Raw genomic sequence first — 12,243 nt, 5'->3', positions numbered from 1 at the left:
AAGGGCGTCGCCGCCGCGCTGATCGTCCTGGCGATCGCGATCGCCGCACTCGGCCCGGCGATCACGCTCATCCCGATCGAGGTGCTCCGGATCGTCGTCGGAGGCTTGCTCCTCGTGTTCGGACTCCAGTGGATCCGCAAGGCCGTGCTGCGAGCCTCCGGTCGCAAGGCCCTCCACGATGAGGCAGCGATCTACGAGCGAGAGGTCGATAAGGCTCGCGCGGCGACCATCGAACGCTCGGGCCTGCTGGGCGACCCCTACGCCTTCACGCTCGCGTTCAAGGGTGTACTGCTGGAGGGGCTCGAAGTCGTGTTCATCGTGCTCACCTTCGGCACGAACGCCAAAGCTGTTGGCCTCGCCTCCATCGCTGCGGGTGCCGCCGCGATCGTGGTGATCCTCATCGCGGTCGTGGTGCGTGGACCGCTCGCGCGGGTTCCCGAGAACACACTCAAGTTCGTCGTCGGCATCATGCTCACGGCCTTCGGCCTGTTCTGGGCCGCTGAGGGAGCGGGGGCCGAGTGGCCAGGAGCCGACATCTCCTTGCTGGTGATCGCTCCCGTTGTCGCTGTCATCTCGCTGCTGATCGTCGCTGTCCTGCGGTCGCGTCCCCGGCCCCAGCAGGTGTCCACACCGGCCCCGACGCTCGTGCCGGTGGGGGCGGCGGTCGGAGGTGCGGGTGCCGAGGCGACCCCCGAGTCGGCGATGGCGTCGACGGCGCCGGTCGCTGCACGGAAGCCGGGCCGCATCCGCGCTTTCGGCTTGTTCTGGTGGGACTTCATCGTCGGTGACGATTGGGTCATCACGGCGATCGTCGTCCTCGGACTCGGCGCCACCGCTGCGGTGGCGCTCTCCGTCGCGCAGCTCGCATGGATCCTGATGTCGGCAGTCGTTCTTGTCGCGATGCTGATCGGTATCGCGCGCGCCGCCCGGAGCTGACGGCATTCACGAATGGGCCCGAGGCGGCACGATCAGTGCCCCTCGGGCTCCTCGGCATAGACGCGAGCTGCGTACTCCTCGAGGGCCCGTTCGCAGCGTGACAGTCCGTCTTCGGCCGCAGCGCGTCCTTCGGCTCCGAACTGGTCGCGCTCTCCGACGCTCTGGAACCAGTTGACGAGCTTGTTGTAGTCGACCTCGTTCTCCTCGAGCTCGGCATAGGTGAAGTGGGATGCGTCCCACTCCTTCTTCAAGCCCTTCAAGAAGTCCTCGCAACGATCCACGATCTCCTCGAACTCGTCGGATCGCGCGGCTTGGAAGGCCCCGAGGACGGTGTCGTCACCGACGAGGATCGAGCTGTTCAGGAGGACGGCCGTGCCGGACATCTCGATGATGTCGTGGCGGAGCTTACGCAGAGCCCGCTCCGCTGTCGGCGTCCGCGGAAAGGCTGCGACCGAGTTCTGCAGGTACACCGCCCCGAGCGCCTTGAGACGCCGCCAGGCCCCGGATCGAAGGCGCGTGGGCTCCGCCGGGATCTTGTAGATCAGCACGAGCCACTCGCCCGCGTCAGGGGCAGATGCCTTCGGGGACGCCACGCCCTTACCCTAGCCAGCGCCGATGACCAGAATCCGCGGATTCTTGACGGGGCATCTGAGGTCGCGCCGCATGGTCAGGGTGTGAATCTCACCACGATCCTCGTCGCGGTAGGCCCCGCGGCACTCGTCGTGATCGGCGCGATGGTGTTCATCGAGAACGGGCTCCTGTTCCCGTTCCTCCCGGGCGACAGCCTGATCTTCGCCGCTGCGATCATCGCCGTCCCACTACACGTGCCCTGGTACCTGATCGTCGCGATCGCCGCCGGGTGCGCGATCGGGGGCGCCGAGGTCGGATTCGCCATCGGCCGCCGCTACGGCCGGCGGCTGTTCAAGCCGGACGCGCGTCTGTTCAAGACGCGCTACCTCGAGGAGGCCGACCGGTTCTTCGCGCGGTGGGGCCGCGGCTCGATCGTCCTGGCACGGTTCGTGCCGATCGTGCGGACCTACATCTCGCCCGCGATCGGCGCCTCCACCGTCGCGCACCGCACCTTCTCGATCTGGAACGCGCTCGGCGGCCTGGTCTGGGCGGCGCTGCTCGGGACGGCGGGACTCTTCCTCGGCTCGATCCCGTGGGTAGCCGGCAATATCGAGTGGATCGCGCTGGGCATCATCATCGTGTCCGTGGGGCCGATCCTGATCACCGCCCTCGTGCGCAGGCACCGCGCGAAGGCTGCCGAGTCTTAGACACTCATCTGAGAGATTTTGGGAACGTACGAGCGTGGCATCGCCCCTTGATCGTCTGCAACGGGTTCCGCAGCTCACCCTTCTCTTCTGGGTGGTGAAGCTGCTCAGCACCGGCGTCGGCGAGACCACCTCCGACTACTTCGTGAAGACCCTCGATCCCGTCCCGGTGGTCCTGGTCGCCGCCGTGCTATTCGCGATCTGCTTCGTGATCCAATTCACGGCCCGACGGTACGTGCCCTGGCGCTACTGGCTTTTCGTGTGCATGGTCGCCGTGTTCGGGACGATGGTCGCCGACGTCACCCACATCGTCATCGGGGTGCCGTACCTCCTCTCCACGATCGCCTTCGCCGCGGTGCTCGTCGTGATCTTCATCGTGTGGCGCATCACCGAGGGCACCGTCTCGGTCCACTCGGTCACCACCGGCCGGCGTGAGTTGTTCTATTGGGCGACCGTGCTCGCCACGTTCGCGCTCGGCACCGCGGTGGGCGACCTCACCGCCACCACGTTCACCCTCGGATATCTCGGCTCGGGGATCGTGTTCGCGATCCTCATCGCCATGCCCGGCATCGCCTACCGCTTCCACCTGCCGGCGACGATCGCATTCTGGTGGGCCTACGTACTCACCCGACCGCTCGGGGCCTCCTTCGCCGACTGGCTGGCCGTCGACCACAGCCGCGGCGGCCTCGCCCTGGGCACCCTCCCCATCAGCGCCGCCGGGGCCGCGCTGATCATCGCCGGCGTCGCCGTGATGCAAACCCGTCAACGGCGCCTGCAGCGCCTCACCGCATCAACATCTGAAGTTTCTTGAAGCCAGGTAGGGAGCATCCTTGACAGAGGAGCCCGCATGAACGACGCACGACCCCGTCTGCTGCTGATCGAAGACGATCGCGATCTCGGCCCGATGATGCGCGGCGTCCTCGAAGAGAGCTATGCGGTGACGCTCTGCGCGGATGCCCGGTCCGGGTTCGAGACCGCACGCGACGGCGAGTTCGACGCCCTCATCGTCGACCGCCGGCTGCCCGGCGCCGACGGGATCGACGTCGTCGAATCCCTCCGCAAGGCCGGGATCACCACCCCGATGCTCATGCTCACCGCGCTGGGGACCCTCCACGACCGGGTCCGCGGCCTTGACGCCGGAGCCAACGACTACCTGGTCAAGCCGTTCGAGTTCGACGAGCTCTTCGCCCGGCTGCGCGCGATCCGCCGCGTCTACTCCGGCGAGGGTCCCTTCATCCGCATCGGCGCGTGGGAGTTCTACCCGGACAGCCGCGCCATCTACTCCCCTACGACGGACGATGCATCCTCACCCAGCGGGAGAACCAGCTGCTGCGGCTGTTCGCCGAGCACCCGCAGCGCACCTTCACCCGGGAGCAGATCCTCCGCGCCGTCTTCGACGAGGCAGACCTGCCGGGCAACGTCGACACCTACGTGCACTACGTGCGCCGCAAGACCGATCCTGACATCATCACCACCGTGCGAGGACAGGGCTACCGACTGGGTCAACTGTGACACGACAGCGGCCGGACGACCCCGACGAGCGGGCGATCCGACGCGCTTCCCTCATCGTCGGGCTGCAGATCACCGGCGCCGCCACGATCCTCGTCGTCGTGGTGGTGGTCGTGGCATTCGCGTTCGTGCTGGACCACATCCGGGCCGACCGGCTGTTCAGCCACCGCGAGGCCACGATCGACATCGGCGGCCTCGATATCATCGAAGGCGCGATCATCATCGGCGGTTCCGCCGTGATCCTCGCGGCCGCGCTCAGCTGGTTCGCCACCCGCCGAGCGGTCCGGCCACTGGGTGAGGCCCTCCACTCACAACGCGCGTTCGTCGCCAACGCCAGCCACGAGCTCCGCACACCCCTCGCCGTGCTGGACACCCGCCTGCAGACCCTCCAACGCAAGCTCTCCGATGACGACGTCGCCGCTCCCACGGTGATCGAGCTGCGCCGCGACACCGCCACGCTCGTGCAGATCGTCAACGACTTGCTCGAGGCTGCCGAGGACGGACCGGCCAGCGACGGCATCGTCCTCGTCAACCCCGTCATCGCCCTAGCCGTGGAGTCGCTGCAGCTCCTCGGAACCGAACGCGACATCACCGTGACGTTCACCGACGACGAGGAGATCCACCTCGCGGTGCCGGCGCCCAGCATCCACCGCTGCGTGATCGCGCTGGTCGACAACGCGATGAAGTTCTCACCGCCCGGCTCCACCGTCGAGGTCGGCCTGCGAAGCGACGGGCCGACCGCCGAGCTGTCCGTGAAAGACCAAGGCAGCGGCATCCGCGGCATCGACCCGGGCGCCATCTTCGACCGGTTCGCGCGCGGCACCGAGGTGGGCGACCGTGCCGGGTTCGGCATAGGACTTTCCCTGGTCCGCGACACGGTGCAGCGCGCCGGCGGGAGCGTCCGGGTCGAAGCGACCGGCCCGCAGGGCACCGAGATCGTCATCCGCCTCCCGCGGGCTGATGCGCCCCGCAGGCGCCGCCGCAGCTGACGCAATCGAGGTCTGGATCGCAGATCAAAGGATTCTGTGGTCCGCGCTGATGGCGTAGAGCCATGCTGCTGCCGCTGCGGTCCCGAGCCCGGGTCCATCTGACCCGATCGACCTCCGCTGCGCTCCTCGTCGGCATCATCGCGGTCGCGGTCGCCGCCATCGGATCCTGGATCCCGTCACTATGGGGCGACGAGGCCGCCAGCCTCCTCTCGGCCGAAAGGTCGATCCCATCGCTGCTGCTCGAGATCTCCCACGTCGACGCCGTGCACGGCACCTACTACCTGTTCCTGCACTTCTGGATCCAGCTGTTCGGCACCACACCGTTCGCCATCCGCTTCCCCAGCGCCCTCGCCATCGGCGCCGCGGCCGCCGCCGTCGTCCTCATCGGAGCCCGTCTGCGCTCGGTGCCCGTGGGCGTGACCGCGGGCCTGATCTGCGCCGTCCTCCCGCGGATCACCTACATTGGCGAGGAAGCTAGGTCCTACGCGTTCAGCGCCGCGATCGCCGCCTGGCTGAGCCTGATCCTGATCGTCGCGCTGACCCGACACGGCAAGAACCGAGGCGTCTGGATCGCCTACGGAGCGGTGCTCGCGGTCGGGGTGTACATGTTCCTCTACCTCGGGCTCATCGCGGTTGCGCAGGGCCTCGTCCTGCTGATCGCCGCACGCCGCCGCCGGATCCTCATCCCGTGGGCGATCGCCACCGCATGCGCCCTCGTCGCCGCCGCGCCGGTGATCGTCGCTGCCCTATTCGAGCGCAACCAGATCGCCTACCTCGCCACCCGCACCGAGATCACGGCCGACTCGGTGCTGGTCACGATCTGGTTCGGGCAGATCCCATTCGCGATCATCGGATGGCTGCTCACCGTCGCCGGACTCGCCATCGCGCTCGTCCCGTGGATCCGTCGGCGACCGGAGTCGCCGCGCAGCCCGATCGGGCTTCTCGTGGCGAGCTGGTTCCTGGTGCCGTCCGCGATCCTGATCGGGACCAGCCCGATCGTCGCCGACTTCACCGCCCGGTACCTCGCCCTGTGCAGCCCCGCCGTCGCGCTCCTGATGAGCCTGCCGTTGGCCGCACTGGCGACCCGGTGGCGACCCGCGCTGGCCCTCGGCACCGCGGTGGTTGTGGGCGTCGCGATCGCGCCGTGGGTCAGCCAACGCGGCCCCTACGCGAAGAACAACAGCGACTGGGCGGTGATCTCCGCCGACCTGCAGCGCGTCACCCACCCCGGCGACGCAGTGGTGTTCGACGAATCCGTGCGCCCCTCCCGTCGCACCCGGCTCGCGCTTCGCACCTACCCGGTCTCGGTGCAGCTGCGTGATCCCACCCTCGGGGTGCCGTTCTGGCAGAACACGACCTGGCACGATGACGCCCTGACCATCCCGGTCGCTGCCGCCGCCGGCCGGTTCAGCGGCGTCACGCGGGTGTGGGTGGTCGAGTACGCGATCGGGTACAAGGTCGACAGCTACGGCATCCAGGACCTCGCCAACCTCGGGTTCGTGCGTGGCAACACCGAGCTGGCCACCCACCGCAGCCGCATCATCGAGTTCACCCGTGCGGATTAGAGATAGATCTGCGTCGCCGGACGAGCCTCGATGAGGTGAGCGACTCCATCTTCACGCGTCTGTCCCGCCGCACCCGCAAGCTGATCACCCGGCTGGTGAGGGCATGGGAGGCGGAGGTCAGGGCCCGCGCCTTCCGGCAGCCGCTCTGGAACGACACGGTGCTGTACGAGTCCTTCGCCGGCAACGGTGCGCTCGACAACCCCGAGGCGATCTTCCGCGCCCTGCTCGCAGCCCCGGACCAAGCGCACCTGCGGCACATCTGGGTGCTCACCCGCGGCCACCAGGAGTTCCGTGCCGAGTTCCGCGATGACCCTCGTGTTCGGATCGTGCGGCACCGCTCGTCCGGGTATTTCCGCGCGATCGCTCGGTCGCGCGTGCTGATTAACAACGCGACCTTCCCGCACGAGTTCGACAAGCGCCCCGGGCAGCTGTACGTGAACACCTGGCACGGCACCCCGCTCAAACACATGGGGTACGACATGCCCGACGGCGCCCTCCAATCCGGCAACGTCCTGCGCAACTTCCTCGCCGCCGACGTCCTCCTCGCGCAGAGCCCGTGGATGACCCAGCAGATGTACCTCGACGCCTACAAGCTGCGCGGCATCTACGAGGACGCATCCTCGAGATCGGCTACCCCCGCGTCGACCGGCAGGCGCTCACGCCCGCCGAAGACGCCGCGCTGCGCGCCTCGATCCGAGTCGGGAGCGACCCGGGCCGGCAGGTCGTCGTGTACGCGCCGACCTGGACCGGAGAGAGGTTCGGCGCACCACGCGACGAGGCCGACGCGATGCTCGCCACCGTCGCCGGCCTCCAACAGCGTCTCGGATCCACCTACCGGGTCGTCCTCAAGGCGCACCAGTCGGTGCACCACCTGCTCGCCGACCGGCCCGACGCACGATCGGTGCTGATCTCCAACGACCTGCCCACCAACGCGCTGCTCGGCGTTACCGACCACCTCATCACCGACTTCTCGTCGATCTTCTTCGACTACCTCGCCCAGGACCGGCCCATCACCTTCTACGTCCCCCAGGCGGGCCAGTATCGAGAGGAGCGCGGCGCGTACTTCGCCGACGACGAGCTCCCCGGTGAGGTCGTCCACGACCTCGACACCCTCGCCCACCGGATCCAGGCCGAGGTCGACCCGCACCTGGACAAGAGACGCGACTGGGCCGAACGATTCACCCCCGCAGCGACGGGCACGCCGCCGACCGGTTCATCGACGCCGTGTTCCGAGATGGCATGATCCGCGCCGCTGACGCCTCGGACTCGCGCCGCAAGATCCTGATCTACGTCGGAGGGATGCGATCCAACGGCATCACCAGCGCCGCCCTGAACCTGCTGCGCTCCATCGACCACAGCCGCATCGACGTCTCCGTACTGATGGCGCGGCCCGCGAACGCGCAGCAGCGAGCCAACCAGGCCCTCATCGACTCCCGAGTGCGGCAGTTCATCCGACAGGGCGGCATGACGGCAGGCAAGACCGCGCTGGCTCGCCTCAAGCTCAGGGAACGGCTCCGACCCGACGCCGGCGAGACCGCGCACCAGACCCGCGTCTACCGCAACGAATGGCACCGCCTCGTTGGTGACGCCCGCTTCGACGCCGTCGCCGACTTCAGCGGGTACAGCCGATTCTGGAGCCAGATCCTGCTCCACTCGCCGATCGCTCGGCGCAGCATCTGGCTCCACAACGACATGGCCGCTGAAGTGCATCGCCCGATCCGTGGTCGCGCCCGGATGCGCCGCAGCCTCCCCGCGGTGTTCGTCCTCTATCCCCGATTCGATGCCCTGGTGTCGGTGTCGCCCGAGCTCGCGAAGCTGAACTGCGCCGCCCTCGCCCCCACCACGGACCTGTCGTCGGAGGTGTTCATTTCGGCGCGCAACCTCATCGACGAGGACCGCATCCGCAGGGGTGCTGCGGTCGCCGTCGCGACCCTTCCCGAGCTGCAGGAGCCGAGCCCTCCGGCGTGGGTGAAGGAGCTGAACAACCCAGAGCTGTCCTGGTTCATCAACGTCGGACGACTGAGCCCGGAGAAGAACCAGCGTCGCCTGCTGGACGCGTTCGCCACGGTGCACGCGGCGGTCCCCAGCGCGCGGCTGCTGATCGTCGGCGACGGCCCCGAAGCCCCCACACTCGAGCGCGAAGTCCACCGCCTCGGACTCGACGGCATCGCCATCCTCACCGGCGCGATCTCCAACCCCTTCGCGCTCATGGCCGCGGCGAAGTGCTTCGTGCTCTCCAGCGACTACGAGGGGCAACCGATGGTGCTCCTGGAGGCAGGAGCCCTCGAGCTGCCGATCATCAGCACCGACTTCGGCTCAGTCCGAGACGCCCTCCCCGGAGAAGCCATCACCGTCGTCGCGCCGAACCCGGATGCTCTCGCGGACGGGATGCGCGCCTTCCTCCGCGGCGAGGTCCCGCCCGCGCACCTGGACGTCGAGAGCTACAACCGCGACGCGCGTCGCGAGGCCGAAGCTGCGATCTTGGGCGACGCCTCGGTGAAGTCATCGTCGGCTTCGTCGTCCACCATCGACCCCACCTCCGCGAGCACCGCGATCAAGGCCCAGATGATCGCCACCAGCACGACCACCACAGCGGCGGCGATCCCGACGATCCACCACATGACGACCTCTACGGACTGATCAGCATCAACTGAGTCCCATGCTCGCGACGATGGTCACATGTCCCTCTAATCGTCCTGCTCGAGCGAAGCGGTGCGGCCCGCAACGATCTGAGGCATCTCAAAACCGTCCTGGTTCCGTGGACCCGTCAGCCCCCTTGAACAGGAGACCGAACTATGACCACCACCGCCGCGCTGCGACCGCCGACGAGCAACAAGGTGCCTCAGGTCACCGCGGTGTTCTGGATCATCAAGGTGCTCGCCACCACCGTCGGCGAGACAGCCGCCGACTTCCTCAACGTGCAGCTCGGCCTCGGGCTGCAGGTGACCTCCGTCGTCATGGGAGCCCTGCTCATCGTCGCTCTGATCGTGCAGTTCGCCCTGCGCCGCTACGTGCCGGCGGTCTACTGGCTCGCTGTGGTGCTGATCAGTGTCGTCGGCACCCTCATCACCGACAACCTCACCGACGGCCTCGGAGTGCCGCTGTGGGTCACCACGTCGGTCTTCACCGTCGTCCTCGCCGCCGTGTTCACCACCTGGTACGTCTTCGAGCGGACCCTGTCGATCCACTCCATCGTCACCCGCCGCCGCGAGACCTTCTACTGGCTCGCGGTGCTGTTCACCTTCGCGCTCGGCACCGCCGCCGGCGACCTCCTGGCCGAGAGCCTGAACCTCGGCTACGTGCTCTCGCTGGTGGTCTTCGCGGCCGCGATCGCCGCGATCGGACTCATCTACCGATTCGCCCACATCAACGCGATCCTCGCCTTCTGGATCGCGTACATCCTCACCCGCCCGCTCGGCGCCTCCACCGGCGACCTGCTGTCGCAAGACCTCAAGAACGGCGGGGCCGGACTCGGCACCACGTTCACCAGCCTGATCTTCCTCATCGTGATCGTCGTCCTCGTCGTCGTGCAGTCGATCCAGCTCCGCGGCCGGCGCGAGGCAGGCGACACGGCGGCGGAAGCGTGACCGACGTATCGCCGAGCCCGCTGCGGCCGCTGGCTGTCATCGCCGCGATCAGCGTCGTGCTCGTGATCGCGGGAGGGCTGGCCCTGCGTTCGAGCTCGTTCGACCTGTCCCCGGTCCAAGCCCTCAACGGATTGCACCGTGGCCTCATCGGGACGATCGGGGACGGCGTCTACAAACTCGTCGGGCCGCTGCCGGCGATCATCGGCACCGTGATCATCACGGTCATCATCGCGGCCGTGCGACGAGATCTCGCGGCAGCATCGACATTCGCGATCACGGTCGCCGCCACCTGGCTGCCCGCGGCCTTCATCAAGATCATGGTCGCCCGGCCGCGCCCACCGCAGTCATTACTGCCGCACCCTCCGCACACGCAACCTGACGCGTCCTACCCAAGCGGACACACCGTATTCCTTATCGCCCTCGCGATCGCCGCGGTGCTCATCACCCGGTCCCGCGCGGTTCGCCGAATCTGGGTGATCGCGGGAATCGCGGGGACCCTACTCGTGGCGTTCTGCGTCCTCACGGACGGGTTGCACTACCCGACCGACGTCATCGCCTCAGCCATCTGGGGCGGAGGAGTCGCGCCCCTGGTCGGTGCCCTGTGGTCGCGAGCCGTAGTGCCTCGGATCAGGCTCTTTCGCCCCAACGGCAAGGGCCCGACCTCATCGACGCAGACCCCCGCGCGCTAGCGAGCGCCGGGGGCTCGACGGGCGTGCGCGACGTTGTACCGCGCGGTGATCGCGTCAAGGTCGACGCCTGCGGCGATGGCCTTCCGGCCCAAGTCGTAGGCGCGGGCGCTCAGACCCTGGTACTGCACGTTCCCGTTCTTCGTCTTCCGGCAGAAGTACGCCGCATCGTCATCCTTGATCGCGAGATGCTCGATAAGCGCATAGCCCTGCTGCTGAGTGATGCCAAGCCGAGACCCGAACTCCCGTAGCCGGCCGCCGTACTCCTCGAACGGATCCATCGACCGATAAGCCAGAGCCTCTTCGTCACGGCGCGCCTTCCGGACTGGGATCGCCTCGGCGCCTCTGCCGACACGCAGGATCACCTCCTGCGCATCACCGTCGGGCGCGACAGGTGTCACGCTCAACGTCGCTAGTCCGGGCAGCACCCGCGTCCACTCTGTTCGGGCGCGCAAGGCTGCCTCAGCGCGTGCCACCTCCGCCTCGGTTGGCGGGTCGACTCGTCCCGTCGCCGCGCCGTCCAGACTCAGCAGAGGCCGCAGACGCGCTCTCGCCTCGGGACCCTTCCGCGTGCCCGGCGCAAGGAGAGCAGCGATCGTCGCGAGCTCATCCTCGACAAGAGCGTGCAACTCATGCGGCGGCTCAGTGCTCACGGGGATCACCCTCCCCGGCAAGAGGTCGGTCAAGTCGAGCTGGAGCTCGTCTCGCAGCAGGCGCCGAATGACCGAAATGCCCGATCGCATGTGCACCCAGAGCAGTTGCTCGCTCATCGAGATCGAATCGTGCGTCGCGCAGTCCCGATCCTGCTTGAGCGCGGCGATCAGGGCCCGCTCGTCCTTCGAAATGATCTGCAGGTCGTCCGCGGCAATGCCGATGCAGCGCGCCAGGGAGTAGGTCAGCTCGTCCCCACGATCACGGACCGTCCGACGCGCTTGGAAGATGATGCTCTTCAGCAACATCTCGAACGAGTGCCCGAGCAGCATCGGGACAGCGTGATCCCGCGCGATCGGGGAAGGGCGGTTGAAGAGCTCGATCGCGAGGACCAACGATTCGATCGCACTCTCCAGATACATGGCGGCCTGCCGACGCATCCTCACCGCGTCAGTATCTCCCCTGCTCTCGGCCGTGCCGATAACGATCGTTTTCGGCACAACTGCCGCATCGACATCCACACGCGCGACACGCCGATCGAGGCCATGCCGAAACCCTGTGCCGAAACCGGATCGTGCCGAAACGGGTATGCCTACGATTTCGGCACGACGCTCCTCGCCCAACCGACGCGCCGCGCCCACACAGACCCCTGACTGAGCACAGCCGATCGTGATCAGCAGGCCATTTCTCGGTCGGGTGCGAGGCGAGCGAGAGTACGTGGCGATGACCGAGAGCCCCGATCAAGCGAGAAAGTTCCGTCAGCGCGAACAGATCATGCCGTGGGTCGAGGTCGCTCAATCGGCTCGCATCAACGCTGACGTGCTGGAGCGGTCGATGCCTCCTCGAGAGGGCTCATATCTACTTCCTTAGTTGATGCTCCGACGGAGGCTCAGACTTTGTGGGTTCCTCTCGCCCGACGAATTCAAGTCCCACCGGTACCAGCGTGAGACCCCGCACTTACCCCGCACATTGGTCGTCAGTCAGCGGGGACGACGTCATCGGGGGCTTCTCGATTCCCCGTGATTGCGGGTCGTCGGCAAGTCCGT

12 protein-coding genes and 2 pseudogenes are annotated in these 12,243 nt (G+C 67.6%); 12 read left to right on the top strand and 2 right to left on the bottom strand.

Annotated elements, in window-relative coordinates:
• Positions 1–81 precede the first annotated feature (81 nt).
• Positions 82–936, top strand: coding sequence for a hypothetical protein (locus QQK35_RS07310; protein WP_431311801.1), 855 nt, complete (start codon positions 82–84; stop codon positions 934–936).
• Positions 937–968: 32 nt separating this feature from the next.
• Here the strand turns inward: QQK35_RS07310 and QQK35_RS07305 are convergent, their stop codons facing one another.
• Positions 969–1,529, bottom strand: coding sequence for a Chromate resistance protein ChrB (locus QQK35_RS07305; RefSeq protein ID WP_284253582.1), 561 nt, complete (start codon positions 1,527–1,529; stop codon positions 969–971).
• Between the two features lie 81 nt (positions 1,530–1,610).
• On the opposite strand from QQK35_RS07305, the gene QQK35_RS07300 reads away from it, so the two are divergent.
• From QQK35_RS07300 to QQK35_RS07250, 11 genes and pseudogenes are all read left to right on the top strand, one after another.
• Positions 1,611–2,213, top strand: coding sequence for a DedA family protein (locus QQK35_RS07300; protein WP_284253581.1), 603 nt, complete (start codon positions 1,611–1,613; stop codon positions 2,211–2,213).
• 34 nt (positions 2,214–2,247) lie between these two features.
• On the top strand, positions 2,248–3,021 hold the full coding sequence (locus tag QQK35_RS07295; protein ID WP_284253580.1) for a COG4705 family protein: 774 nt from the start codon (positions 2,248–2,250) through the stop codon (positions 3,019–3,021).
• 36 nt (positions 3,022–3,057) lie between these two features.
• Positions 3,058–3,345, top strand: a pseudogene (locus QQK35_RS07290) (response regulator); the annotation flags it as partial.
• A 113-nt stretch (positions 3,346–3,458) separates the two neighbouring features.
• Entirely contained in the window at positions 3,459–3,722 is a 264-nt protein-coding gene (locus QQK35_RS07285) for a winged helix-turn-helix domain-containing protein (protein WP_284253579.1), read from the top strand.
• Positions 3,719–4,708: a sensor histidine kinase gene (locus tag QQK35_RS07280; protein ID WP_284253577.1), complete on the top strand. Its 990-nt coding sequence runs from the start codon at positions 3,719–3,721 to the stop codon at positions 4,706–4,708. Before QQK35_RS07285 ends, QQK35_RS07280 begins: the two co-directional genes overlap by 4 nt.
• Before the next feature lie 62 nt (positions 4,709–4,770).
• On the top strand, positions 4,771–6,273 hold the full coding sequence (locus QQK35_RS07275) for a glycosyltransferase family 39 protein (protein WP_284253576.1): 1,503 nt from the start codon (positions 4,771–4,773) through the stop codon (positions 6,271–6,273).
• A 35-nt stretch (positions 6,274–6,308) separates the two neighbouring features.
• A pseudogene (locus tag QQK35_RS07270) lies at positions 6,309–6,851 on the top strand (CDP-glycerol glycerophosphotransferase family protein); the annotation flags it as partial.
• On the top strand, positions 6,830–7,516 hold the full coding sequence (locus QQK35_RS07265) for a CDP-glycerol glycerophosphotransferase family protein (protein WP_284253575.1): 687 nt from the start codon (positions 6,830–6,832) through the stop codon (positions 7,514–7,516). The pseudogene QQK35_RS07270 and the gene QQK35_RS07265, both read left to right, overlap by 22 nt.
• Entirely contained in the window at positions 7,513–8,913 is a 1,401-nt protein-coding gene (locus QQK35_RS07260) for a glycosyltransferase (RefSeq protein ID WP_284253574.1), read from the top strand. Before QQK35_RS07265 ends, QQK35_RS07260 begins: the two co-directional genes overlap by 4 nt.
• A gap of 155 nt (positions 8,914–9,068) precedes the next feature.
• On the top strand, positions 9,069–9,860 hold the full coding sequence (locus tag QQK35_RS07255) for a COG4705 family protein (protein WP_284253573.1): 792 nt from the start codon (positions 9,069–9,071) through the stop codon (positions 9,858–9,860).
• 56 nt (positions 9,861–9,916) lie between these two features.
• The gene (locus QQK35_RS07250; protein ID WP_284253572.1) at positions 9,917–10,549 is read left to right on the top strand and encodes a phosphatase PAP2 family protein; all 633 of its coding nucleotides are present in this window, start codon (positions 9,917–9,919) and stop codon (positions 10,547–10,549) included.
• Here QQK35_RS07250 and QQK35_RS07245 read toward each other — a convergent pair.
• The gene (locus QQK35_RS07245) at positions 10,546–11,820 is read right to left on the bottom strand and encodes a DUF3644 domain-containing protein (protein WP_284253571.1); all 1,275 of its coding nucleotides are present in this window, start codon (positions 11,818–11,820) and stop codon (positions 10,546–10,548) included. The two genes, QQK35_RS07250 and QQK35_RS07245, sit on opposite strands and share 4 nt — an antisense overlap.
• Positions 11,821–12,243 lie beyond the last annotated feature (423 nt).

This window comes from Pseudolysinimonas kribbensis (assembly GCF_030161895.1).
In the GTDB taxonomy this organism is placed as follows: Bacteria; Actinomycetota; Actinomycetes; order Actinomycetales; family Microbacteriaceae; genus Pseudolysinimonas; species Pseudolysinimonas kribbensis.
This window is presented reverse-complemented; position numbering and strand designations above follow the sequence as displayed.